Annotated in this window: 23 protein-coding genes; 11 read left to right on the forward strand and 12 right to left on the reverse strand. The window is 62.3% G+C overall.

Features of this window, described 5'->3' with window-relative positions; all coding sequences use genetic code 11:
• Nucleotides 1–93 precede the first annotated feature (93 nt).
• The gene (locus tag ACI3KW_RS04335) at nt 94–1,497 is read left to right on the forward strand and encodes a peptide transporter (protein ID WP_404847075.1); all 1,404 of its coding nucleotides are present in this window, start codon (nt 94–96) and stop codon (nt 1,495–1,497) included.
• Nucleotides 1,498–1,626: 129 nt separating this feature from the next.
• Here ACI3KW_RS04335 and rpsD read toward each other — a convergent pair whose 3' ends face one another.
• The 5 genes from rpsD to ACI3KW_RS04360 form a co-directional block, all read right to left on the reverse strand.
• Nucleotides 1,627–2,244: a 30S ribosomal protein S4 gene (rpsD, locus tag ACI3KW_RS04340; protein ID WP_035098936.1), complete on the reverse strand. Its 618-nt coding sequence runs from the start codon at nt 2,242–2,244 to the stop codon at nt 1,627–1,629.
• A 171-nt stretch (nt 2,245–2,415) separates the two neighbouring features.
• Nucleotides 2,416–3,654, reverse strand: a complete 1,239-nt coding sequence (locus ACI3KW_RS04345) for an MFS transporter (RefSeq protein WP_404847076.1) — start codon at nt 3,652–3,654, stop codon at nt 2,416–2,418.
• Between the two features lie 75 nt (nt 3,655–3,729).
• Entirely contained in the window at nt 3,730–4,533 is an 804-nt protein-coding gene (locus tag ACI3KW_RS04350; RefSeq protein WP_404847077.1) for an RNA methyltransferase, read from the reverse strand.
• A 56-nt stretch (nt 4,534–4,589) separates the two neighbouring features.
• Nucleotides 4,590–5,186 carry a GNAT family N-acetyltransferase gene (locus ACI3KW_RS04355; protein ID WP_404847078.1) on the reverse strand — a complete coding sequence of 199 codons (597 nt, stop codon included), beginning with the start codon at nt 5,184–5,186 and terminating at the stop codon, nt 4,590–4,592.
• Nucleotides 5,187–5,385: 199 nt separating this feature from the next.
• Nucleotides 5,386–5,961, reverse strand: a complete 576-nt coding sequence (locus tag ACI3KW_RS04360) for a GNAT family N-acetyltransferase (protein WP_404847079.1) — start codon at nt 5,959–5,961, stop codon at nt 5,386–5,388.
• A gap of 67 nt (nt 5,962–6,028) precedes the next feature.
• Here ACI3KW_RS04360 and ACI3KW_RS04365 point away from each other — a divergent pair, with 67 nt between their 5' ends.
• Entirely contained in the window at nt 6,029–6,511 is a 483-nt protein-coding gene (locus tag ACI3KW_RS04365) for a GFA family protein (RefSeq protein WP_404847080.1), read from the forward strand.
• Here the strand turns inward: ACI3KW_RS04365 and fabF are convergent.
• Nucleotides 6,508–7,788, reverse strand: a complete 1,281-nt coding sequence (gene fabF, locus ACI3KW_RS04370; RefSeq protein WP_404847081.1) for a beta-ketoacyl-ACP synthase II — start codon at nt 7,786–7,788, stop codon at nt 6,508–6,510. The genes ACI3KW_RS04365 and fabF overlap by 4 nt on opposite strands.
• Nucleotides 7,789–7,819: 31 nt before the next feature.
• Entirely contained in the window at nt 7,820–8,257 is a 438-nt protein-coding gene (locus tag ACI3KW_RS04375; RefSeq protein WP_404847082.1) for a MarR family winged helix-turn-helix transcriptional regulator, read from the reverse strand.
• Between the two features lie 135 nt (nt 8,258–8,392).
• Between ACI3KW_RS04375 and ACI3KW_RS04380 the strand changes: the two genes are divergently transcribed.
• The 5 genes from ACI3KW_RS04380 (at nt 8,393) to ACI3KW_RS04400 (ending at nt 13,799) form a co-directional block, all read left to right on the forward strand.
• Nucleotides 8,393–9,604: an NADP-dependent isocitrate dehydrogenase gene (locus tag ACI3KW_RS04380; protein WP_113121178.1), complete on the forward strand. Its 1,212-nt coding sequence runs from the start codon at nt 8,393–8,395 to the stop codon at nt 9,602–9,604.
• A gap of 242 nt (nt 9,605–9,846) precedes the next feature.
• Complete coding sequence (locus ACI3KW_RS04385; protein WP_404847083.1) at nt 9,847–10,965, forward strand: OmpP1/FadL family transporter; 1,119 nt, start codon at nt 9,847–9,849, stop codon at nt 10,963–10,965.
• A 106-nt stretch (nt 10,966–11,071) separates the two neighbouring features.
• A complete protein-coding gene (locus ACI3KW_RS04390; protein ID WP_404847084.1) occupies nt 11,072–11,806 on the forward strand; it encodes a head GIN domain-containing protein in 735 nt (244 codons plus the stop codon).
• A gap of 84 nt (nt 11,807–11,890) precedes the next feature.
• Nucleotides 11,891–12,820: a DMT family transporter gene (locus ACI3KW_RS04395; RefSeq protein ID WP_404847085.1), complete on the forward strand. Its 930-nt coding sequence runs from the start codon at nt 11,891–11,893 to the stop codon at nt 12,818–12,820.
• A 94-nt stretch (nt 12,821–12,914) separates the two neighbouring features.
• Entirely contained in the window at nt 12,915–13,799 is an 885-nt protein-coding gene (locus tag ACI3KW_RS04400; protein ID WP_404847086.1) for a DMT family transporter, read from the forward strand.
• 47 nt (nt 13,800–13,846) lie between these two features.
• Here ACI3KW_RS04400 and alaS read toward each other — a convergent pair whose 3' ends face one another.
• The 3 genes from alaS to ribB form a co-directional block, all read right to left on the reverse strand.
• The gene (alaS, locus tag ACI3KW_RS04405) at nt 13,847–16,492 is read right to left on the reverse strand and encodes an alanine--tRNA ligase (protein WP_404847087.1); all 2,646 of its coding nucleotides are present in this window, start codon (nt 16,490–16,492) and stop codon (nt 13,847–13,849) included.
• A 186-nt stretch (nt 16,493–16,678) separates the two neighbouring features.
• A complete protein-coding gene (recA, locus tag ACI3KW_RS04410) occupies nt 16,679–17,749 on the reverse strand; it encodes a recombinase RecA (protein WP_113121172.1) in 1,071 nt (356 codons plus the stop codon).
• 149 nt (nt 17,750–17,898) lie between these two features.
• Nucleotides 17,899–19,017 carry a 3,4-dihydroxy-2-butanone-4-phosphate synthase gene (ribB, locus tag ACI3KW_RS04415; RefSeq protein WP_113121171.1) on the reverse strand — a complete coding sequence of 373 codons (1,119 nt, stop codon included), beginning with the start codon at nt 19,015–19,017 and terminating at the stop codon, nt 17,899–17,901.
• Nucleotides 19,018–19,213: 196 nt separating this feature from the next.
• On the opposite strand from ribB, the gene araD1 reads away from it, so the two are divergent.
• Genes araD1 through ACI3KW_RS04435 form a run of 4 tightly spaced genes read left to right on the forward strand, consistent with a single transcriptional unit; the run spans nt 19,214 to nt 22,190 of the window.
• Entirely contained in the window at nt 19,214–20,209 is a 996-nt protein-coding gene (gene araD1, locus ACI3KW_RS04420; protein ID WP_404847088.1) for an AraD1 family protein, read from the forward strand.
• Nucleotides 20,210–20,269: 60 nt separating this feature from the next.
• Nucleotides 20,270–21,286, forward strand: coding sequence for an aldo/keto reductase (locus ACI3KW_RS04425; protein ID WP_404847089.1), 1,017 nt, complete (start codon nt 20,270–20,272; stop codon nt 21,284–21,286).
• A 56-nt stretch (nt 21,287–21,342) separates the two neighbouring features.
• On the forward strand, nt 21,343–21,693 hold the full coding sequence (locus ACI3KW_RS04430) for an ArsR/SmtB family transcription factor (RefSeq protein ID WP_404847090.1): 351 nt from the start codon (nt 21,343–21,345) through the stop codon (nt 21,691–21,693).
• Nucleotides 21,694–21,734: 41 nt separating this feature from the next.
• On the forward strand, nt 21,735–22,190 hold the full coding sequence (locus ACI3KW_RS04435) for an SRPBCC domain-containing protein (protein WP_404847091.1): 456 nt from the start codon (nt 21,735–21,737) through the stop codon (nt 22,188–22,190).
• 139 nt (nt 22,191–22,329) lie between these two features.
• Here the strand turns inward: ACI3KW_RS04435 and ACI3KW_RS04440 are convergent, their stop codons facing one another.
• Together ACI3KW_RS04440 and cckA are read right to left on the reverse strand one after the other, a co-directional pair.
• Nucleotides 22,330–22,722 (reverse strand): DUF2237 family protein, encoded by a 393-nt coding sequence (locus ACI3KW_RS04440; protein ID WP_404847092.1) that lies wholly within the window; start codon nt 22,720–22,722, stop codon nt 22,330–22,332.
• Nucleotides 22,719–25,289 carry a cell cycle histidine kinase CckA gene (cckA, locus tag ACI3KW_RS04445; RefSeq protein ID WP_113121167.1) on the reverse strand — a complete coding sequence of 857 codons (2,571 nt, stop codon included), beginning with the start codon at nt 25,287–25,289 and terminating at the stop codon, nt 22,719–22,721. The genes ACI3KW_RS04440 and cckA overlap by 4 nt, the downstream gene beginning before the upstream one ends.
• Between the last annotated feature and the right edge of the window lie 64 nt (nt 25,290–25,353).

Below are 25,353 nucleotides of genomic sequence, written 5' to 3' on the forward strand. Positions count from 1 at the left end.
GGGGAACATTACCAAGCTTTAATTTCCCATTCTTGCTTTGGACGTTTTGCGGCAGTTACATGACACACCTCACCGGCACCCAGGAGTCTCGTGGTGTTTCGCTCTTTCTTCCCTGAACCCAAAATCTTCTTTTCCTCCGCAGTCCTCTGGCTGCTCTTTGCCGTCGTCGCCTGGTTCGCCATCGGCACGCCGCTGCGATCGGCCATCAGCATCGACCGCTTCACCCATCCGGTGATCGCGGCGCCTGCCACTCCCGATCAGCCCCCAGCGGCAACGCCCGCCGCGACCGATCAAGCCCAGCCGGCCGCTACCCCCGGGGAGGCGAATCCTAATGCGCCCGCGACGACCGAGAGCGCCAGCCCCTCCCAACAGGCCGCAGCCGCAGGCGCCAATGAATCCTCGGCCGCCAATTTCCTCAATGGCGAGCGCGTCTGGCTCTACCAATATGTGCTGCTGATCTCGCTGCTGTTCTGCCTATTCTGGTATTTCTACAAGCGCAACGAGTGGTATTGGTGGTCGGTCGTTGGCTCGACGGGCATCCTGTTGGTCATCTATTTCCAGGTTCAGGTGGACGCCTTCGTCAACGAATGGTCCGGCGTGTTCTTCGACATGATCCAGTTGGCGCTGACGCAACCGCGTTCAGTGACGCCCGAGCGATTCTATGGCGAGGTCTTCACGCTCTTCGCCGTGCTCATGCCCACCATTATCGTGGCGGTGCTGCTGGCCTTCGTCACCTCGCATTATGTGTTCCGGTGGCGCAAGGCGATGAACTTTTACTACATGGAGCATTGGCCAAAAATCCGCGAAACGGAAGGCGCGGCCCAGCGCGTGCAGGAAGATACGATGCGCTTCGCCACCATCGTCGAGGATTTGGGCACTGCCTTCTTCGGGTCGCTGATTACTCTCGTTGTGTTCCTGCCCTTGCTCTGGAATCTCTCCCAGAACATTACCGGCCTGCCCATTGTGGGCGACATTCCTGGCAGCCTGGTCTGGGTGGCACTGGCCACCGCGGTTTTCGGCACGCTGCTGCTGGCGGTGGTGGGCGTCAAATTGCCAGGCCTGAACTTCGCCAATCAGCGCGTCGAAGCGGCGTATCGCAAGGAACTGGTGTTCGGTGAAGATCACGCCGATCGGGCCGACCCGCCCACGGTCAAGGAGCTCTTCGCCGGCGTGCAGAAGAACTATTTCCGGCTCTATTTCCACTACACCTACTTCAACCTGGCGCGTTACGCCTATCTCAACATGGTTGGCTATGTGCCCTTGCTGGCGCTCTCGCCGTCAATCCTGGCAGGCGCGCTGACCATGGGCCTCTACCAGCAGGTGCAGCTCGCCTTCAATCAGGTGTCGAGCTCATTCCAGTTCTTCGCCCGGGCCTGGACGACGATCGTGGAACTACAGTCGGTGTTCATGCGTCTGCGCAAGTTCGAGAGCTATATCCCGATCGATCAGGAGCCGATCAATGTATCGCTCCGCGGGGTGCCACCTGCTGTGCAGTGAGAATCGTAAGGGGCGTTGCTTTGCCCCTTACCCACTCACCATGCGAGCACACCCCGCCATAGCCACACACGCCCAAACAAAAAGGCCGCCCCGAAGGGCGGCCTTTTCAAATCTGTTATTCTGCTTCGCTTAGCGCGAGTAGAATTCGACGACCAGGTTCGGTTCCATCTGGACCGGGTACGGCACGTCCGACAGCGCGGGAACGCGGGCGAAGGTGGCGGTCATCTTGTTGTGGTCGACTTCGACGTAATCAGGAACGTCGCGCTCGGCCAGCTGGGTGGCTTCGATCAGCACGGCGAGCTGCTTGGAGCGCTCACGCACTTCGATCTTGTCGCCGACCTTGACCTGGTAGGATGGGATATTGACGCGCTTGCCATTGACCAGGATGTGGCCGTGCGACACGAACTGGCGCGCAGCGAACACGGTGGCAACGAACTTGGCGCGGTAGACGATCGCGTCCAGACGGCTCTCGAGCAGGCCGATCAGGTTCTCGCCGGTATCGCCCTTAACGCGGGCAGCTTCGGTGTAGAGGCGCTTGAACGCCTTTTCGGTGACCGAGCCGTAATAGCCCTTGAGCTTCTGCTTGGCGCGCAGCTGCAGACCGTAGTCCGAGAGCTTGCCCTTGCGGCGCTGACCATGCTGGCCGGGGCCATAGGCACGGGCATTGAGCGGGGACTTCGGACGGCCCCAGATATTTTCGCCAAGACGGCGATCGATCTTGTACTTGACTGAATGACGCTTCGACATCGCGTATCCTTCTTAACAGGTGAATGGATCGCGCCCTCCTCTGCCATCCCGAGGGATGACCGACAGACCCCAAAAATTCAGGAGATCCCGGGTGCGCCTATAGGCTCGAAAGCCTCGATAGGTGGCCGCGTGATATAGTTGGACGGCCCAGGAGTCAAGCCAGCGCGGGCTTTAGACCATTTTCTTGTCGAGCGTCTTCTGCTCGCGCAGCGCGGGGAAGACCTGGCTCCAGATCACCGCCACGGCAATCGCCCCCAGCCCGCCCAGCGCCACAGCAGGCACTGGGCCAATCAGGTGCGCCACCGTGCCGGCGCGGAACTCGCCCAATTCGTTGGAAGCCCCGATAAACACCGAATTGACCGCATTGACCCGCCCGCGCACTTCCTCGGGCGTCCAAAGCTGCATGATCGTCTCACGAATGGTGACGCTGACCATATCGGAGGCGCCCACCAGCGCCAGCGCCGGAATGGAAATCCATACGGTGCTGGAGAGGCCAAACACTACGGTGAAGGCGCCGAACAGCCCAACGAAGAGGAAGAGGATTTTGCCTGCATGATTGCGAATCGGGAAGCGGGACAGGAACAGCGCCATGACGATGGCGCCGATCCCCGGCGCGGCGCGCAGCAGCCCGAGTTCCTGCGGGCCAGCATGCAGGATGTCTTTGGTATAGACTGGCAGCAGCGCCACGGCCCCGCCCATCAGCACGGCGAACATGTCCAGCGAGATGGCGCCCAGCACCACCTTGTTGGAGAAGATGTAGCGGAAACCGGCCAGCATGGTCTCGAGGCTGGTCGCCTGATGCGATTCCCGCTGCGCGGGCTTGGGGATCAGCAACACGCTGATGGCGGCGGCCAGCAGCAGCACCCCGGCCGTTGCGAACGGTACCGCAGGCCCGAGGCCGTAGAGCAAGCCACCGGCAGCGGGGCCCATGATGGCGGCGAATTGCCAGGCCGAGGCATTGACGGTGATGGCGTTGGACAGGGCTTCGGGCGGCACCAGGTTGGGCGCCAGCGACTGCGCGGCGGGGCCCCAGAAAGCGCGCGCCGTGCCCAGCACGATCAGAATACCGAAAATCGGCCAGACTTCATGGGCTTCCGCATTGACGAAAACCAGGAAGCCCATGGCACAAACCAGCTCGACGCCGAGGCAGATCGCCATGATGAAGCGGCGGTTCAAGCGGTCGGCGGTGAGCCCGGTGACCAGGATCAGCAGCAGCGCGGGCAGGAACAGGCACAGCCCCACCAACCCAAGCAGGAAGGCATTGCCGGTGACATCGTAAATCTGCCAGGCGATCGACACCGACATGATCTGCACCGCAAAGCTGACCAGCAGCGTGGTCAGCCAGAAAAAGCGGAAACCGACATAGGTGAAGGCGATGCGGGATTTGTCTTGCGGGGCGGGCGTGCTCATGGGGCAAGCAGATCGCATGACAAAGTGTCGCAGTCAAAGGCGGAACGGGTAAATTCGGTTCGCCTGCGTGCTTTATCAGTCCGTGTTGCTGCCCGGCTTCTGCCGATTGGGATTTGGCCGCTGGTGGCGCCGGTCGATCGAGGAAATCACCCCGCGCAGGGTGCGGATTTCCTGGCTGGTGAATTTGCCGCGCTCCAGCATGGTGCGCAGATTGTTGACCACGGTCGGGCGCTTGTCGGGCGCGGTGAAGAAACCGGACTGGTCCAGGGTGGATTCAAGATGTCCGAAAAGGCCCACAAGCTCTTCGCGCGGCGCAACTTCTGCCAAAGCATCCGAGAATGGCAGGGCCGCTCCGGCTTCGCTGTGGCGGCGATATTCATAGGACAGCAGCAACACGGCCTGGGCGATATTGAGCGAGGCAAAGGCCGGCTCCACCGGCAGGGTGACAATGGCATCAGCCAGCGCCACTTCCTCGTTCAGCAAGCCCCAGCGCTCGCGGCCGAATAACAGGCCAGCCGGACGCCCCGCACCGATCTGGGCAGCCAGATTGGTTGCTGCCTCTTCGGGTCCCAGCACAGTCTTCTGCATATCGCGCGAGCGGGCGGTGGTGGCATAGACCAGCGTCAGGTCGGCAATCGCCTCTTCCAGCGTTTCGAATACCCGCACCCGCTCGATCACATGATCGGCGCGGGAGGCGGCATTGATGGCCTTTTCATTGGGCCAACCATCGCGCGGCCGCACCAGGCGCAAATCCCAGAGCCCGAAATTGGCCATGGCGCGCGCCGCCGTGCCGATATTTTCACCCAGCTGCGGTTCGCACAGGATGATCGCCGGGGTCGGCGCAAGCGTGGGTTGTTTCGAAGAATCCGTACCGGCCATGGCGCCCAATCCGTGAAGTCAGGCGCACATATCGCATTTGCCGGGCCGGATGCAAATCAGGCGACGCGATGCCGCTGCGGCAATTCCCGCACTTTGCTCGGACGATTCCATTCGCGATCCAGCATGGCAAAATGCAATTCCTCGTCCCACTCACCCTGGAACAGGGCATGTTCGCGGTAATGCGCCTCGAGCCGCATGCCCATGCTCTGCATCAACTTGATGGAATGGTGATTGCGACCGTCGCAACGCGCGAAGACGCGATGGATGCGGAAATGCTCAAAGGCCAGGTCGAACAATGCGCCCAGCGCCTCGCAGGCAAAGCCCTGCCCCGAATAACTCGGATTGATCACGAAGCGCACTTCGCCCTGCCCCGCCGTCGCATCGGACCAATGCAGCGACACATGCCCAATCAATTGCTTGTCGCCCTTGCGGACCATGGCCAAGGTCAGCGTATCGCCCGGCCGCTGCAGGCTGACATGACTGCGCATCACCTCAAGCGCCCGAGCCACCTCATTCTTGTCCCGTGCCTTGCTGACTGCATAACGCTGTGCCGTAGGCAGCGACAAATAGGCGTTGAGCGACTCCAAATCCCCTCGTTCAAAGGTACGAAGGATCAACCGCTCGGTTTCAATGGGCAGACTCAGTGACGACATGATTGCGCTCCCTCCCGCTGGGCATTGCGAAAACTCAACGCGAGGGGAGTCCGAGACGTTCCTGCCAGCCAGAGAAATATTCTACCCCAGCGCCGGGAACGATTTCGGATGATGGCGCCGAGCTGCGCGCAAGCGGCGACCGGCCAACTCAACCTGCCAAAATCGAGTTATATCAAGAGATTGCGACGGCGAACCTGAATCAACGAGCGAGGAAAATAAGGCGTTTTTCTGGCCATTCCGTCTCCAGAATGGCATAGACAAATTCCTCGTCCCACTCGCCCTTGAACAGGGCATGCTCGCGGAAATGTGCTTCACGGCGCATGCCCAACCGCTCCATCAGCTTGGCCGAAGCACTGTTCCGGGCATCGCACCGCGCCATGACCCGGTGGATTTCGCCGTCCTTGAACGCCAGGTCCAGCAAGGCCACCGCCGCCTCGGTCGCATAGCCATGTCCCTGATAATCGGGATGAAAAATCCAGCCGATTTCGCCCTGCCGCGCGTCGAGATTACGCAGGATCAGCGAAACCTCGCCGATCAGCGTGCCCTCGTCCGCCAGCTCCACGCCCAGGATGATCTTGTCGTCATCAGCCTCCAGCGCCACTTGGCCAATGCGCTGCTGTACGGCCAGCGCGCATTCCTCCCGGCTCAGCGGCACGTCGAACAAATAACGTGCGACATCCTCCCGCCGGCGATAATCGAACACGGCATCGACATCGCCGCGCGTGAAGGGACGCAGCCGCAGCCGCGCCGTTTCAAGCGGATAGTCCGGGTGCAAGTTTGCGTCCTCCAGCTTTGGCGCGCGCACTCTTGCCAAGCTCGTTCACAAAGGCAAGAGCCGCGCCTTGCCGCAACAGGCGGGCCGTGCCAGCTTCTGCGGCATGAACAAGCCCGATCGGCTCATGGTGGATGTGACAGCGGCCTGCGCATGCGGCGCCGTGGAAATGGCGCTGCGCGGCCGCGTGCTGTCGATGCTGGTCTGTTCGTGTCTGGATTGCCAACGCGCCACCGGCACCGGCCATTCCACGGTCGCGCTGGTATCAGCCGAGGCTGTTACCCTGACCGGAGCAACGGCAAATTTCGCGCGTCCCGCCGATTCCGGTGCGATCTTTACCCGGCATTTCTGCCCCGCCTGCGCTACCCCGCTCTACGGACAATCCTCGCGGGCACCGGATGTGCGCATGCTGCCGGTCGGCTTCTTTGCCGGGCGGAATGAGTGGTTTGATCCCAATCAGCTGATTTTTGCCCGCTCCCAACAGGCCTGGGACCTGGTGGCAGATCACCTGCCACGGCACCAGACCTATCGGGAGCGAAACGGCGCGTCCTAGATGCGCGCAAACACCAGGCTGGCATTGACGCCGCCAAAGCCGAAGGAGTTGGACAGCGCGTAGTCGATCGCCTTGGGCTTGGCGACCTCGGGCACGAGATCGAAAATATCGGCCACTTCCTCAGGGTCTTCGAGATTGATCGTTGGCGGCAGGATGCCGGTGCGCAGCGCCTGAACCGAGATGATCGCTTCGACTGCGCCGGCTGCGCCCAGCATGTGGCCGGTCGCCGACTTGGTCGAGGACACGGCAAGATCCTTGCCGCGACCGGGGAACACCGCAGTGATCCCGGCGATTTCGGCATTGTCGCCCACCTGGGTGGAGGTGGCATGCGCGTTGACATAGCCGATCTGGCTGGGCTCAAGCCCGGCCATCTTCAGTGAATTGCGCATGGCGACCTGAGCGCCAGCACCATCCGGCGAGCCCGCCGTCAGGTGATAGGCATCAGCAGAGGTGCCGTAACCCGCCAGAATCGCCAGCGGCGTGGCGCCACGCGCCTTGGCATGGCTGAGCTTTTCAATGACCAGCACGGCAGCGCCTTCGGCCAGCACGAAGCCATCATGGCCCTTGTCGAACGGGCGCGATGCCAGATGCGGCTCGTCATTATGCGAGGAGGTCAGGGCGCGCGAGGCGCCGAAGCCGCCGATGGAAATCGGATCGACCGATCCTTCGGCGCCGCCTACGACGGCCACTTCGGCCTCGCCGGTCATGATCAGCCGCATGCCATCGCCAATGGCCTGGGCCGAAGCCGCACAGGCCGTCACCGGGGCGCCGATCGGACCCTTGAAGCCATGCAGAATCGAAATCCAGCCGGCTGCCAGATTGGCGAGGAAGGACGGCACGGTGAACGGCGAGAGCCGCCGCGGGCCTTTTTCTTGGATGATCTCGACGGCCCGCGCCATTACCGGCGATCCGCCGACGCCCGAACCGATAATGGTGGCGGTCGCGGCCTGATCTTCGAGGGAAGTCGGATGCCAGCCAGCCTGGTTGAGCGCCTCGGCAGCGGCGCCGATGCCATACTGGATGAACAGGTCCATCTTCTTGATTTCCTTGCCGTCGATGAAATCGGCGGGATCGAAACCATGCGGCACATCGGCCTTGCTGGGCACCAGGCCCGCAATGCCCGAGGTGAAGCCGGTCGTGTCGAAGCGGTCATTGCGGACCACCCCGCTCTCGCCAGCCACCAATCGCGTCCAGAGCGTTTCCACCCCTACGCCCATCGGGCTCACGGCGCCCATGCCGGTGACGACAATGGGATCGGCGGGATCGGGTTTCAGCATTCTGTCTCCTTGGGTTGCGATTGTGTCCGGCCTAGAGCCGGGAAAGTTGCTGCAGTGCCGTGATGACCACGGCGAAATCGGGGCGGACGAGTATTTCGCGCAACTCGGCCTGCGAGGCCCGCCATACCGGCACCGTCTGCGCAACCAGGTCCCGCCCCGCATCGGTAAGTACGCAGACGCGGCCATTCACACCGGACGGGCGTGTCGAAATGACGACGCCCTTGGTTTCCAGCAGGTCGAGATTGCGCGACAATGTCGTGCGGTCCATCGCAATCCGCTCCGCCATCTCGGTCACCGACAGGCCGGGCTGGCTCTGCAGCGACGTCAGTATGGTGAACTGCGCCGCTGTCACGCCATAGAGGCGCAGCTTGCGGTCGGCCCGCCGGGTAATGGCGCGCGCCGCCATCCGCGTATTGAGCACCAGACATTGTGAAAAATCGTCCTGCATCGCCGCGATATAGTCGTGCATATACACGGCGTCAAGCTGGGCAAGCCCCCATGCCATAACGCGCCTTTGCGCTGTCGCCCGCCAATGCTATAGGGGCGCACCATGAACTGCCCGGCCAAACCGGGCCATATTGCATAGGCAAAGGGAGCCCAGCCGATGAGCAAGATCAAAGTCGCCAACCCGGTCGTCGATCTCGACGGCGATGAAATGACCCGCATCATCTGGCAGGCGATCAAGGACAAGCTGATCCATCCCTATCTCGACCTGCCCATCGAATATTACGATCTGTCGGTGGAAAGCCGCGACGCCACCAATGACCAGATCACGGTCGATGCCGCCCACGCTATCCAGAAGCACGGCGTCGGCATCAAATGCGCCACCATCACCCCCGATGAGCAGCGCGTCGAAGAATTCAAGCTCAAGAAGATGTGGAAGTCGCCCAACGGCACGATCCGCAACATCCTGGGCGGCGTGATTTTCCGCGAGCCCATCATCTGCAAGAACGTGCCGCGCCTCGTTCCCGGCTGGACCCAGCCGATCATCGTGGGTCGCCATGCCTTTGGCGATCAGTACCGCGCCACCGATTTCCTGTTCCCCGGCAAGGGCACGCTGACCATCAAGTTCACCGGCGAAGACGGCAAGGTCATCGAGCACGAAGTCTACCAGGCTCCGGGCGCCGGCGTTGCCATGGCCATGTATAACCTCGACGACTCGATCCGCGACTTCGCCTATTCGAGCTTCAATTACGGCCTCGCCCGTGGCGTGCCGGTGTATCTGTCCACCAAGAACACCATTCTCAAGGCCTATGACGGCCGCTTCAAGGACATCTTCCAGGAGATCTACGAGGCCGAGTTCAAGGAACAGTTTGAAGCCAAGAAGATCTGGTACGAGCACCGCCTGATCGATGACATGGTCGCCTCGGCCCTCAAGTGGAGCGGCGGCTACGTCTGGGCCTGCAAGAACTATGACGGCGACGTGCAATCCGACATCGTGGCGCAGGGCTTCGGCTCGCTGGGCCTGATGACCTCGGTTCTGGCCACGCCCGATGGCAAGATCGTGGAAGCCGAAGCCGCCCACGGCACGGTGACCCGTCACTACCGCCAGCACCAGCAGGGCAAGGAAACCTCGACCAATTCCACTGCCTCGATCTTTGCCTGGACGCGTGGCCTGGCCCACCGCGCCAAGCTCGACGACAATGAAGCGCTGGCCAAGTTCGCGCTGACGCTCGAAAAAGTCACCGTCGACACGATCGAAGAAGGCAAGATGACCAAGGACCTCAGCCTGCTCGTCGGCCCCGATCAGCCCTGGCTCTCCACCATCGGATTCCTCGACGCGATCGACCAGAACCTGCAGAAGGCCATGGCGTAACCGCCACAGGCCGATAGATACGGAAAGGCCGGGGCATCGCTCCGGCCTTTTTGTTTGTGCCGTTCGCGCAACAGTGTTGCACCCCTGCGTCAATGACACATTTTAGTCTTAATCCGACGGCCGCGCCGATTGACGACTTGCCGCAAACAAGACCTACTAGACGTTAACGTCAACGTGGCCGGCAAACGGCCCGACGGACGAAGCGGCGAAAATATGCCGCTCTAAATCTGGGAGGATTCTACATGCCGCATATTCGCAGCATCGCGCTGGCCGCACTGCTTGCCGCCTCGAGCATGGGCGCAGCCCATGCCGGGGGCCTCGAAGCCAATGGCTATAATTGGGACCTGCTGTTCGACCCGGGCACTTACGTTGGCAAGGGCACGGTGACCCGGGTCATTATCGACCATGACATTACCAGCCTTGCCGCGCCTGGCCTGGGCACCGTCGCCACCTCGTCCAACCGCACCTATTACAACTTTGCCGCCAAGGGGGACCTGTTCGACAACGCTTCCTGCCTGGTTTCGGCACAAAACCCATGGGGTTCGGGCACGGACCGGCTGCTGACCTACGCCGCGGCTACCGGCCAGTCGGCCCGCGAACGCATCTGGTCCAACGATCTTGGCCTGACCTGCGCCTATGGTTTTGCCGTCGGCCCGGGCAGCCTCAGCATTATCGGCGGCATCTCGGCGCAAAGCCTCAACTATGAAGCCCTGGTTCCCGCCCTGCTGCCCGGCCCGACCCTGGGAACGCGCCCAGTCGAGCTGGACGGGAACGGCTTTGGCTGGCGCATCGGCGCGGCCTATGAAGTGCCCGAAATCGCCCTGCGCGTCAGTGCCGTCTACAACGCCGCCATCAATTACGACCTGTCCGGCACCTTTGCCGGCGCCCTGCCGGCCGCCGCCAGCGTCACCACGCCCCAGACATTTGAAGTCAAGGCGCAGAGCGGCATCGCGCCCGGCTGGCTGGTGCTGGGCGGGATCAAGTGGGTGGACTGGTCGGTGGTCGATGCGCTGACGGTCACCACGCCCGGACCTACGCTGACCACTGTGCTCAATTACGAAGACGGCTGGACTGTATCGGCCGGCGTTGGTCACCAACTCACCGAGGACCTGACAATCCTCGCCGGCCTGGTCTGGGACAAGGGTACGTCGCGCCAAAACGGCGCCGGAATCCTGGCCAATGGCACGCAGGCCGATCGCTGGGGCGCCAACCTGGGCGCCGCCTATAAGCCCAGCGAAAATTTCGAACTGTCCGGCGGCGTGTCCTATTCGATGATCGAAGCGGGTACCAATGCGCTGGGCGAAACCTGGGACACCGGCAGCGTCCTGGCCTTCAGCTTCAGCGCCAAGGCATCGTTCTAGGGACAGCGGGCCGGAGCCATGCTCCGGCCCCTTTATATCGCCAAGCTCTCTTGAGCGACCGCCGCCAACCACCATATGCCAGGCAGTCAACGAGGGAGCGAAGACTATGCGGACCATTGCCACACTTGCACTCGCCACGGCGATTGGATTGACATTCGGGGGTGCGGCCAAGGCGGAAAGCCGCGATTTCGCGCTGAACAATTTCGACCGCATCGATATCGCCACCGGGCTCGATGCCGTCGTGACCATTGGCGACAGCTTCGCTGTCCGCGCTGAATCGGGCAGCGCCGATGCCCTCAACAATCTCGAACTCAGCGTCGCCGATGGCGTGCTCACCGCCCGCCTCGATCAGGATTTCCTCGATTTCATCATCAGCGGCGGGCTGGTCGGCATGCTGCTCAACAGCGGCAATGCGGTCACCGTCAACATCACCCTGCCCGCCATCTCCGGCGTTTCGGCTAGCTCCGGCGCGGACGTGCGCGCCACCGGCATCAAATCCGACCAGCTTGATCTGGAGGCATCGAGCGGCGCCGACGTCAAGCTGACCGGCGCGACCCTCGGCGCGGTTCGCGCCGGTGCCTCCAGCGGCGCTAGCATCGATCTCTCCGGCACCTGCACCAGCATTGACGCCGTAGCCTCAAGCGGCTCTGGAATCGATGCGGGCGACTTGGTCTGCGCCACCGCCACGGCCGGCGCTTCCAGCGGTGCCGACATTGCCGTGCATGCCACCCAAAGCGTCAAAGCTGAAGCCTCAAGCGGCGGCGATATCGACATAGAGGGCAATCCCGCCCAGACCGATTTCAACTCCTCGAGCGGCGGCGACATTTCGCTCGACGACTGATTGCCGGCATAATGCCCATCGACGCAGGCACGGAGCGGCCTTAAGGTCATACTCCTGCCTGTCCTCGATTTTTCCGGATTTACCATGCCGATCGGCGTGCTTTACGCGATTGCCGCCTATTCGATCTATGCCTGCGGTGACGCGATCATCAAGGGTTTCGGACAGACGCTCAGCGTGTTCGAGATCGGCTTTTTCATCGCCCTGTTCTCGCTGGTGCCGGCCATGTTCGCCAAGCCCAAGGGCGAGCGCTGGCGCGACAGTTTTCGGCTCAAGCATCCCGCGCTGGTGCATCTGCGCTCGTTCAGCGGCGTGGCATCCTCATCGCTGGTGACCTTCGCCTTCGTTACCATCCCCTTTGCCGAGACCTATTCGCTGGTCTTCATGATGCCGCTGTTCATCACGGCCATGTCGGTGCTGCTGCTCAAGGAGCGCGTCCATGCCATGCGCTGGACCATGCTGCTGGCTGGCTTTGCCGGCGTCATGCTCGTGGTGCGCCCCGGCTTTCGCGAGCTGGAACTGGGGCACCTGGCGGCTCTGGGCTGCGCCTTTTTCGGCGCCACCACCACCACCGTGCTGCGCATTGTGGCGAGCGAGGAAAAACGCGTCAGCCTGATCGCCCTGCCCGCGCTCTATCTACTGGTGGTCAATGCCGTGCTTATGGCGCCCAGCTTCATCATGCCGAACTGGCAGCAATTTGCCCTGCTGCTCGCCAGCGGCAGCTTTATCGGCATGGGCCATATCCTGCTGATTGCCGCCACGCGCAACGCTCCGGCCAGCCAGGTCGCGCCCGTGCAATATGTGCAGATCGTCTGGGCCATCGGCCTGGGCGCCTATTTCTATGCCGAGCACCCCGATCTGCTCGCCTATGCGGGTCTCGCCGTGGTGATCCTTAGCGGGCTCGTCAACGTGTTCATCGACGGCGCCCGCGCCCGCATTGCCGGCCGCTTTGCCGAATACCGCGCCCGACCCGGCCCCAAGACCAATATTACCGAGGTACAGGGCCCCGAAATTTAGCGCCTTTGCCGGGCTTCGGGCGGTCGACGGCTTCGCGGCAAACTCGTATGGTAGATTTGTTTCCCCGAGTCCTCTTCATATTTTGGATATTGCGATGCCGGTCGGCGTCATTCTGGCCTTTTTGGCCTATGCCAGCTTTTCAATGGCCGACGCCCTGATCAAGGCAACCGGTCCCGCCATGTCGGTCTTCGAGATCGCGTTCTTTACGACCAGTTTTTCGATCATTCCCGCCATGCTGACCAAGCGCAATGAGCGCTGGCGCGACCTCTACAAGCTCAAGCACCCCTTTCTGGTGCATCTGCGCTGCGCCACGGCAATCGGTGGCACGGCCTGCGTCATGTACGCCTTTACCCACATTCCCTTTGCCGATGTCTATGCGGTCGGGTTTCTGACCCCGATCATGGTCACCCTGCTCGGTGTGCTGGTGCTCAAGGAACATGTGGCGGTGCATCGCTGGCTGCTGCTGATCATCAGCTTTCTCGGCGTCGTGCTGGTGATCCGCCCCGGCGTGCGTGAGCTGCAATTGGGGCATCTGGCGATATTCTGCAGCGTGTTTTTCGGCGGCGTGACCACCATCATCCTGCGGCATGTTGCGCCGCGGGAGCGCCGGGTGAGCCTGGTGGGGCTGCAGGTGATCTATTCGGGCCTGGTCAACGGGCTGCTAATGATCCCGTTTTTCGTGCTGCCGTCGCTCGAGCAATTGGCAGTGTTTGTCGGCATTGGCCTGATGGGCGGCACGGGCGGGCTGCTGCTGATTTCGGCCGCCAAGCGCTCGCCGGCCAATCTGCTGGCGCCGGTGCAATATAGCCAGCTGATCTGGGCCATCGTGTTCGGCGCGGCGTTCTTCGGCGAATATCCCGATTGGGTGGCCATTGTCGGCCTCGTCATCGTGCTGACGGCAGGCCTCGCCAATGTGCTGACCGACAAGATCAAGATCGTCTGGAAGCCGCGGCTGTTCTTCTTCCGCACCGGACTTTAGCGGCATGGCCTCATCCCGAGACAACCCCGGGATGAGGTCGCGATTTATTAAAGGCCGGCCCGCACTGCGGCGATGGCCTCAGCGGCCTTGGAGCCGTCAGGTCCCCCGCCCTGGGCCATGTCGGGGCGGCCCCCGCCGCCCTGCCCGCCCAAAGCCGCCGTGGCCAGCTTGATCAATTCGCCGGCCGCATAGCGAGCCGTCAGGTCCTGCGTCACGCCGACGGCAACGGTGCCCTTGCCGTCTTCGCCCTTGAGCACGACGGTGACCACGCCCGAGCCGATGCGCTTCTTCTCGGTATCGACCAGGCCCTTGACGTCCCTTGCCTCGATGCCCTCGACGGTGCGGCCCACATAGATGACGCCATTGACCGTCTCATCCACCGCAGCAGCAGCGCCAGAACCGCCGCCGCCCAGAGCCAGCTTCTTGCGGGCATCGCTCAGCTCACGCTCGATCTTCTTGATATTGTCCTGCAGCGCCGTGATGCGATCGAGCACTTCGTGGCTGCCCGAGCGCAGCAGCCCGGCAGCCGCATTGACGATGGCGACATTAGTATTGCCGCGATGGCGGGCAGCCTTGCCGGTCAAAGCCTCGATGCGACGCACGCCGGCGCCGACCGCGCTTTCGGCAACGATGGAGATCAGACCGATATCGCCAGTGCGGCGCACATGAGTGCCGCCGCACAATTCGACCGACCAGCCCAGGCCATTGCCCGTCGGTTCGCCCATAGCAACAACGCGGACTTCATCGCCATACTTCTCGCCGAACAGGGCCCGGGCGCCCGATTCCTTGGCTTCCTCGACGCCCATCAGGCGGGTTTCGACCGGCGTGTTCTGCAGCACGATGGCATTGGCGATGTCCTCGACCTCAGCCATTTCCTGGTCGCTCACCGGCTTGGTATGCACAAAGTCGAAGCGCAGCCGATCGGGGGAAACCATCGAGCCCTTCTGGGCGACATGATCGCCCAGCACGATGCGCAGCGCCTCATGCAGCAGATGGGTGGCCGAGTGATTGGCGCGGATCGACGAACGGCGGCTGTGATCCACCAGCAATTCGAGCGGCTGGCCGAGCTTGAGGGCGCCGGAGGTTACCGTGACCTTGTGGGCAAAGACGCCGTGGAATTTCTGCGTGTCGGAAACCGTGGCGGCAACGCCTTCGCCCTTGAGGGCGCCGGTATCGCCCACCTGACCGCCACTTTCGCCATAGAAGGGGGTCTGGTTGACGACCACGAAGCCTTCTTCGCCTTCGGCCAGCGAGGCGACTTCCGCTCCGCCCTTGACCAGAGCCGTGACGACGCCCTCGGCGATCTCGGTTTCGTAACCCAGGAATTCGGTGGGACCGAGCTTATCGGCCAGGCCATACCAGATCGTGTCGGTGGCAGCTTCGCCCGAGCCGGACCAGCTCTTGCGGGCTTCTGCCTTCTGCTGAGCCATGGCGGTATCGAACCCAGCCTGATCGACAGCGATGCCGCGCGAGCGCAGCGCATCTTCGGTCAGATCGAGCGGGAAGCCATAGGTGTCGTAGAGCTTGAAGGCAGTGGCGCCATTCAGCACCTGGCCTTCGCTCAGATCCTTGCTCTCGTCGGCAAGAATCTGCAGCCCGCGGCCCAGCGTCTTGAGGAAGCGGCCCTCTTCGAGCTTGACGGTTTCGCTGATCATGGCTTCGCCGCGGCTGAGCTCGGGATAGGCCTGACCCATCTCGCGCACCAGGGTCGGCACCAGCTTGTGGATCACCGGCTCGCTGGCACCCAATAGGGTCGCGTGGCGCATAGCGCGGCGCATGATGCGGCGCAGCACATAGCCGCGGCCTTCATTGGAGGGCAGCACGCCTTCGGCGATCAGGAAGGACATCGAGCGCAGGTGATCTGCAATGACGCGCAGGCTGCGATTGCCTTCGCCATTGATATCGGCGCCGGTTGCCGAGGCGGCAGCGCTGATCAGCGCCTTGAACAGGTCGATATCGTAATTGTCGTGCACGCCCTGCATGACGGCGGCAACGCGCTCGAGGCCCATGCCGGTATCGATCGAGGGGCGCGGCAGGCCGGTGCGCGAACCATCGGCATGCTGCTCGAACTGCATGAACACCAGGTTCCAGATTTCGATCCAGCGATCGCCATCTTCTTCCGGCGAACCCGGAGGGCCGCCCCAGACGTGATCGCCGTGATCGTAGAAAATCTCCGAGCAAGGGCCGCAGGGACCGGTATCGCCCATCTGCCAGAAATTGGACTTGGCGCCGAGCCGCACGATGCGATCTTCGGAGAGGCCCGCAATCTTCTTCCAGAGTTCGAGCGCCTCGTCATCGTCCTCATAGACGGTGACCATCAGCTTGTCCTTGGGCAGGCCCCAATCCTTGGTCAGCAGGTTCCAGGCCAATTCGATCGCGCGATCCTTGAAATAATCGCCGAACGAGAAATTGCCGAGCATCTCGAAAAAGGTGTGATGGCGCGCGGTGAAGCCGACATTGTCGAGATCATTGTGCTTGCCGCCGGCGCGGACGCATTTCTGCGCCGAGGTTGCCGTCGAATAGGGGCGCTTTTCGACGCCGGTAAAGACGTTCTTGAACTGCACCATGCCCGCATTGGTGAACATCAGCGTCGGATCGTTGCGCGGCACCAATGGGCTCGACGGCACGGCCTCGTGACCATTGCGGGCGAAGTAATCGACAAAACTCGAGCGGAGATCGTTTACGCTGGTCATCAACAGGCTTTCATCGGAATGGCGCGAGCGCGCCGCAGAACGTCGCGGGCTTTCTATCGCGGGGTTTACGCCTCTGTCCAGCATTGCGGCAGCAAGAGGGCGTCTAGAGCAGCCAATCGTGGCCGAAAAAGCAAAGGAGGCAGCGCTTTCGCGCCACCTCCCGAATGCCTTGCATGGGCAGAATGACTATTCGTCAGTGGTTTCTTCGTCGCCACCCGAAACCAGCAGCACTTCCCCGAGCAGACCCGAGCTTTCGCGCACACCGCGTTCGATGGTCGCCGCCGCATCCGGATTGTCCTTGAGGAACTGGCGCGCATTCTCGCGGCCTTGCCCCAGACGCTGGCTATCCCAGGAGAACCAGGCGCCGGATTTCTCGACGATGCCAGACTTGACGCCCAGATCGATCAACTCGCCGGTCTTGGAAATGCCTTCGCCATACATGATGTCGAATTCAACCTGGCGGAATGGCGGCGCCAGCTTGTTCTTGACCACTTTCACGCGGGTCTGGTTACCCACGATCTCCTCGCGGTCCTTAATCGCGCCGATCCGGCGAATGTCGAGACGGACCGAAGCATAGAACTTGAGCGCATTGCCGCCCGTCGTGGTTTCGGGCGAACCGTACATCACGCCGATCTTCATGCGAATCTGGTTGATGAAGATAACCAGGCATTTCGACTTGGAAATCGACGAGGTCAGCTTGCGCATAGCCTGGCTCATCAAGCGGGCCTGCAGACCGGGAAGAGAATCGCCCATCTCGCCCTCGAGTTCCGCACGCGGCGTCAGCGCCGCTACCGAATCGACCACCAACACATCGATGGCGCCGGAACGCACCAGAGTATCGGTGATTTCCAGAGCCTGCTCGCCAGCATCGGGCTGGGAAATCAGCAGGTCATCGACATTGACGCCCAGCTTGCGGGCATAGATCGGATCGAGCGCATGTTCCGCATCGACGAAAGCACAAATGCCACCGGCGCGCTGCGCCTCGGCAATGACATGCAGCGCCAGCGTGGTCTTACCGGAGCTTTCCGGCCCGAAAATCTCGACAATGCGACCCTTGGGCAGGCCGCCAATGCCCAAAGCGATGTCGAGGCCGAGCGAACCGGTGGAGATGGCCTCCACTTCGATCGATGCAGCCTCGCCCAGCCGCATGATCGAGCCCTTGCCAAAGCTGCGCTCGATCTGGCCGAGTGCAGCGGCAAGTGCCTTTTCTTTATCCATCGTTCCACCCTCAACAACGCGAAGCGGCGAGCTAGCCATAGTTCTCTCCTTATTTCACGCTCTGGGGGGCCGCGCAACGCGTTGGCACCGCAGGTCGCTGTCCATTTAATGTGCCCTATTTGTTCTCATTTTGTTTCGCCAGTGTCAAGTAGGGAACCAGAACAAAATAAGAAAACTGGGCCGGGACCTCAGGAGAGCAGAATCGTTTCCCCGATTTCGAGGCCGAAGCCGCCCAGGCCGACATATTGGCGGCCGGAGGTGGTCATCAGGGCAATGGATTTGACGCCCAGATCGCGCAGTATCTGCGAGCCCACGCCAATCTCGCGCCACCCCTTCATGCGCTTGACGGCGCTGCCGTGATGCTCGCCGCCCTGCCCGTCCTGGGTCGGGGAGCGGCGGCTATCCTCTTCGCGGTCTCCGGCGGAGGCGCCGCGGAGCAGGAGGACGATGCCCGTGCCGCCGCGGGCGATGATTTCGGCCACGGCGCGTTCGACCGGATCGGCATCGCCGGCAGCCCGGCCCAGCAGATCGCGCAAGGGCTGCTCGCGCACGATGCGGCAGGGCACGTTGCTCTTGCCCTCGACATCACCCAACACCAAAGCCACCTGCTGCACCGGATCGAACGGGGTCTGATAGGCATAGGCCACGGCGGGCAAGCCAGCCACCATGGTGGGCACGACACCCTGGCGGGACAGGAACTTCTCCTGCGTCAAACGGTAGGAGATCAAATCCTCGATCGAGATGATCTTGAGATTGTGCTCCTGAGCGAAGGCGATCAGTTCGGGCAGGCGCTTGACGGTGCCGTCGTCATTGACCACTTCGGCCAGCACGCCGGCCGGCTCAAGCCCAGCCATGCGGGCCAGATCGATGCCCGCCTCGGTATGGCCAGAGCGGGCCAGCACGCCGCCCTCGCGGGCCAAAAGCGGGAAAATGTGGCCGGGGCGGATGAAATCGCCGGCATGGGCATTGCCGCCGGCCAGCGCTCGGATCGTGGCGGTCCGCTCGGTGGCGGAAATGCCGGTGGTCATGCCGACACGATAGTCGACAGTGACAGTGAAGGCCGTGCGGAACGGATCGATATTGTTGGCGACCATGGGATCGAGATTGAGCGCGGCGGCGCGCTCGAGCGTCATGGGCACGCAGATGATGCCGCTGGTGTGGCGGATCATGAAGGCGATCTTTTCCGGCGTCGCCTTGCTGGCCGCCATGATCAGGTCGCCCTCGTTCTCGCGGTCGGTATCGTCCACCACCACCACGAGTTCACCTGCGGCAATCGCCGCGAGCGCACTTTCGACGCTATCCAGCATGGTCAAGTCATCCCCGGCGCCGCCCTGGCGCAGCCCTGGATATAGAGACGCCAGGGACTTGGCACAATCCAACGCAAGGCGCAGGTGCGGCAAGATTTAATTAGTATGATTTTTGGGCTTGCCTAGAGTACCCCTGTTGCGTTCTATGCCTGCCACCAGTCTGGCCCGCCGGGCCGCCCCCGCGGGAGGAACACATATGAATCTGATCCAGTATTTCGATCTCAATGGCGAACGAGCCGTGGGCGCGGTGGATGGCGATGTCACACGCCAGGTCAATGGCGCGACCAGCGTCTATGCCCTGGCCCAGGCCGCCATTGCCGCTCAAACCGGCATCGGCGCGCTGATTGCGCAGCAGGGGCTGGGCGAAGTGGTCGACAAGGCGGCGCTGCTGGCCGAGGGCCGGCTGCTGGCGCCGGTGGATCATCCCGACCCGGCCCATCTTTATGTCACCGGCACGGGCCTAACCCATCTGGGCTCCGCCGCAACGCGCGACGCCATGCACAAGTCCAACGGCACCAAGACCGAGGACAACCTGACCGATTCCATGAAGATGTTCCGCATGGGCCTCGAAAACGGCAAGCCCACAGACGGCACCAAGGGCGTGCAGCCGGAATGGTTCTACAAGGGCAATGGCTACACCGTGGTCAATCCCGGCCACCCCATCCCCTCGCCCAGCTTTGCGCTGGACGCGGGCGAAGAGCCGGAAATCGCCGGCATTTATCTGATCGATCACAATGGCCAGCCACGCCGGCTGGGCTTTGCGCTGGCCAATGAATTCTCCGACCACGTGACCGAGCGGATCAATTATTTGTACCTTGCCCATTCCAAGCTGCGCGCCTGCTCGTTCGGGCCCGAACTGCGGCTGGGCGATCTGCCGGCGCATATCGAGGGCAAGTCGCGCATCTGGCGCGATGGCCAGGTGATCTGGGAAAAGCCGTTCCTCTCCGGTGAGGACAATATGAGCCACACCATCGCCAACCTCGAATATCACCACTTCAAATATGAGCTGTTCCGCAATCCCGGCGATATCCATGTGCATTGCTTCGGCACGGCGACGCTGAGCTTTGCCGACGGCATTTCGACCAAGCCCAACGATATTTTCGAGATCGAGGAAGCCCAGTTCGGCGCGGCCCTGCGCAACCCGATCCGTGTGGAAACCGAGCATCCCGTCATCGTCGGCAACGTCTATTAAGCGCGTCGGCTTTACGACGACGAACTAACATGTCAGTTATCCCTCATCTGGGAGGACGTCATGACGACACGCATAATCGAGAAGCGCCAGATCGGTAGAACCGGTCTGGAAATCACCACGCTGGGCCTCGGCTGCGCGTCCCTGGCCGGCATTTTCACCGATGTGCCGGCCGACCAGGCGCAGGCAACTATAAGCCACGCGCTTGATGTGGGGATAAACTACGTCGATACGGCGCCTCAATATGGCTATGGCCGCTCCGAACATCTGGTCGGCGACGTGCTGCGCGAGCGCCGGACCGGCACGGTGCTGTCCACCAAGGTGGGCCGCAAGCTCAAGCCGGTGACGGGGTGGAGCGAGCCGCATAACTGGGTCAATCCCCTGCCCTTCGACCAGGTCTATGACTATTCCTATGACGGCGTGATGCGCTCCTATGAGGACAGCCTGCAGCGGCTGGGCATGAATGGCGTCGATATTCTTTATGTGCACGACATTGGCACGGCGACCCATGGCATCGAGGGCAATAAGCCCTTGTGGAAGCAGCTCGAGACCGGCGGCTATCGGGCCCTGCGGGAGTTGCGCGACAGCGGCGCGGTCAAGGCGATCGGGCTGGGCGTCAATGAGTGGCAGGTGCTGATGGACGCTTTTGCGCTGGGCGATTGGGACGTGTTCCTGCTCGCCGGGCGCTACACATTGCTCGAACAGACTTCGCTCAGCCCGTTCATGACGACGTGCCTGGAGCGCGGCGCCTCGGTGGTTATCGGCGGCCCGTTCAATTCGGGCATTCTGGTGGGCGGCTCGACCTTCAACTATGCCAAGGCACCACAGGCCATTGTCGATCGCGTCAAGGCGCTGGAAACCGTCTGCCAGGACTTTGGCGTGGCCCTGCCCGCCGCGGCTTTACAATTCCCGCTGACGCATCCGGCGGTGTGCAATGTCTTGCCGGGACCAAAATCTCCCGAAGAACTGGACGGCATTCTCAAGTGGTGGGACGCTAAAATTCCGGATGCCCTATGGGTGGAATTGGCCAATCAGGGGCTGCTGGCGGTGGGGACACCCATTCCGGGCGGCGTCGCTTGACGACTACACCGAACGGGCGTTGAATAACCAAACGGTTTTGCAACTAAAGGTCATTCATGCCGACGTCTGCCAATCTCGACGCCACGTTCCAGGCCCTGTCCGACCCGACCCGGCGCGCCATTCTGGCGCGGCTGGCGCAGGGCGAAGCATCAGTGATGGAGCTTGCCGAGCCCTTTGCGATGAGCCAGCCGGCCATCTCCAAGCATCTCAAAGTGCTGGAGAATGCTGGGCTGATTTCCCGTGGCCGTGACGCCCAGCGGCGGCCCTGCAAGCTCGAGGCGCAGCCGCTGGCCGAGGCGACAGGCTGGCTGATCGAATATCGCAAATATTGGGAAGCCCAGTTCGATCGGCTCGATGGCCTGCTGGACGAGCTCAAGCGGCTCGAGGCGATGACGGGCAAGACCTGAGGGAGAGCAGGATGGCATTTGGCGGACCGTTGCGGATATCCATGCCCAGCGATACCGAAATTCTCACCGAGCGCGACTTTGCTGCGCCCCGGCATCTGGTGTTCGCCTGCTACACCCAGCCGCCGCTGATCAAGCGCTGGCTCACCGGCCCGTCGGGCTGGACCATGCCGGTCTGTGTCTTCGAGCCCCGGCCGGGTGGCCGCTACCGCTATGAATGGCACAAGGGCGAGGAGCGCCTGGCCATGTCTGGGGTGATCCATGCCATTGCCGTGCCGGAGCATATTCTGAGCGAAGAGGCGTTCGATCAGGACGCGACGGGCGGGACGTCCAAGTCAGCGGTGGATTTTGCGGAAAAGCCGGAGGGCACCACGGTGATCAATCGGCTGACCTATGCCTCCAAGGCACTACGGGATCAGATTGCGGCGACGGGTATGGCCGAGGGCATGGAGATGAGTTTCCAGCACCTCGATGCGTTGTTGGCGGAGGGGTGGAGTTAGCTCCCTAATTCCCCACCCTCGGTGTCATTCCCGCGAAGGCGGGAACCTCTGTTTAAAGATGCGTCAAGAGAAACGGAGGTCCCCGCCTTCGCGAGGATGACATTGTGGGTGGGTTGCAGTTGTGGCAACTTCTACCCGCCTAGTTCAAATCCAGAGCGTATGCCTTCAGCACGCCAAGGGGGATAAGGCCGAGCACGGCCTGATTGGTCGAGCGCAGGAACACCTTTGGCGCTTTCCCGGCGGCGTGGGCTTGGGCCCAGCGGCCGGCGACGAGGCACCAGCGATTGCCGCTCACCAGACCCGGAAACGAGAATTCCGGACGTGGTGTCGAGAGGTCATTGCCGACCGAGGCGGAGAATTCGAGGAATTCGTCGGTCGCCTCAATGCAGACCAGGTGCACAGCGGCGCTGTCTGGTCCGGCGGCGCAATAGCCGGTGCGGAAAAAGCCGGTCAGCGGATCGCTGGAACAGGGTTGCAGGGGCTCGCCCAACACGTTGAACTCGGCGCCGCCGAAGCGACCCAACTCGTTCAATTGACCTCGCCCTTGCCCAGCCGCTGCAGCACTTCCTTGACCTTGGAATTGATTTGATCGAGCGAATAGGGCTTGGGCAGGAAGTCCACGCTCTGGTCGTCCTCGATATCGCGGCGCACGCTTTCCTCGGCATAGCCGGAGACGAAAATCACCTTGAGATCAGGCATTTGCTTGCGCACATGTTTGAGCAGGCTCGGCCCATCCATTTCCGGCATGACCACGTCGGAAATCATCAGATCGATCTTGAAGTCGATATCTTCGAGCACTTCGAGCGCTTCTTCGCCGCCATCGGCCTCGAACACTTCATAGCCAGTGGCGCGCAGGGCGCGAGCGGAGAAGGCGCGCACACTTTCCTCGTCTTCCACCAGCAGAATACGTTCCTGGCCGGTGAGATCGCGCGCCGGGGCTGCAATAGCCACCTTGCTGGCCACTTCGTTCTCATTGGGCACATGGCGGGGCAGGAAAATCTTGAACGTCGTGCCGACGCCCACGGTCGACACCGGATAGATATAGCCCTCGGTCTGCTTGACGATGCCATAGACCGTCGAGAGGCCAAGGCCCGTGCCCTTGCCCAATTCCTTGGTGGTGAAGAAGGGCTCGAAAATCTTGGCGATGACGTCCTGGCTCATGCCGGTGCCGGTATCTTGCACGTCGATCAAAACGAAATCGGCCGGCACCATGCCCTCGAAGGTCAAGCGCTCGGCCTCGGCCTGCTCGACATTGGACGTGCGGATGGTGATGGCGCCGCCATCAGGCATGGCATCGCGGGCATTGACGACCAGATTGATGATGACCTGTTCGAGTTGCACCACATCGGCGCGAACCGGCCAGATGTTGCGGCCATGCTCGACGGTGAGCGTGTTTTTCTCGCCGATCATGCGCTTGAGCAGCACAGTCAAATCATCGACGATTAGCGGCAATTCCAGCACTTGCGGACGCAGCGTCTGGCGGCGGGAGAACGCCAGCAATTGGCGGGTCAGGCCCGCGGCGCGATTGGCATTCTGCTTGATCTGCATCAGCTCGCTGAACGAGGGATCGCCCGGCTTGTGCTTGAGCAGGAGCAGATCGGAGAAGCCGATAATGGCGGTCAACAGATTGTTGAAATCATGCGCCACGCCGCCCGCGAGCTGGCCCACGGCCTGCATTTTCTGGCTCTGGGCAAACTGGGCTTCCAGCTTGCGCTGGTCGGTCATGTCGAGAGCATAGACATTGACCTGCTCGGCCGAGCCTTCGCTGAGCTCGGATGCCGACAGATAAAGCCGCACGGCATGATCGCCCTCGGCATTGAGCAGGGCATCGACCGGCTCGACTTCCGACCGGTTCGCCGTAGCGTCGCCGATGGCGCGGGCAAACTTGTCGCGGCTGCCCTCCCCGATCAGCTCGCTCAGCGGCTGCATTTCGAGGCTCTTTTCCTCGCCCGACCATTTGAAGATGCGTCCGAACGGGGCATTGGTGCGGATAATGCGGCCTTCGCCGTCCAACGTGGCGATGGCAAAGGGGGTGTCGTTGAAGAAGCGCGAGAACCGCACTTCGGCGGCGCGCAGCTCTTCTTCGGTGTCGGGCGCGCTGGACATATCAAGCACCAGGGTGCGCGTCTCGCCCAATTCGCCATCGGCCATGCGGGCGGCGCGATGCAGCAGGCGCACCGGCAGGCTGGTGCCGTTGCGGCGAACCAGATCGATATCGATGACTTCGGTGGAAATCTCGCCATCGCCACGGCCGCGCATCAACAGCGTCGCCCCGTCGCCGCGCACAATATCGGAGAGGCCGAGATGTCCGGCATTGAACTCGGCCAAGTCGTAGCCGAGCCAATCGGATAGCGTGGAATTGAGATATTGAATGCGGCCATGCGCGTCGGCCGAGAAGAAGCCGGCCGGGGAATGATCGAGATAATCGATGGCGCGCTGCAGGTCGCGGAAGGCGCTCTCATTATTGTCGCGGTCGCGGGTGATGTCTTCCACTGACCAGATCACCAATGGCTTTTTGGTTTCATCGCTCTCGGGCAAGGGGCGCACGGCGACGCGATACCAGAAGGGGCGCGCGCTTTCGGCCTGCGAGCCACCCAGTCCACCGACGAGGCGGATATCTTCGACGGCACTGCGGCCATCCTTGGCGGCGCGGGAGAGGCGATAAATCGCTTCGCTGGCGTCGGACTGGCCGGCGAACAGGCGTGGCACGCCGACGGGCAAGCCATTGTTCAGCGCGCCACTGAAATTGCCATAGTGGGCATTGACGTAGGAAATCTTGCCGTCGCGATCGGACACCACCGCGCCGAAGGGCAGGCTATCGACCACGGCGCGGGAAATGGTGCGGCGTTCCTCATTGCCGGCAAAGCGGAACAGGCCCGCGGCCAGACCGAACAGGCAGAACACGCCGACCACGGCCAAGATGCCGACAAAGGTCATCACCAGGTCCATCGGGATCCGGTCGCTGAAGAAGGAAAAGGCGACGGCCAACGCCACCAGCGCCACGCCCAGGGCTACAACGCGCCACAGCCCGGCGCTGCTGCGCTCGGAGGCCAGAAGTGGGTCGGGATAGGTGTCCTCGCCGAGCGGCGTCGATGCCATGGGTCGTGGTGCTCCGGATGACGGTGAGTCGGGGGCGAATCAGGGCCTGCGACAGGTCTAGCAA

This window comes from Devosia sp. ZW T5_3 (genome assembly GCF_044987315.1).
In the GTDB taxonomy this organism is placed as follows: Bacteria; Pseudomonadota; Alphaproteobacteria; order Rhizobiales; family Devosiaceae; genus Devosia.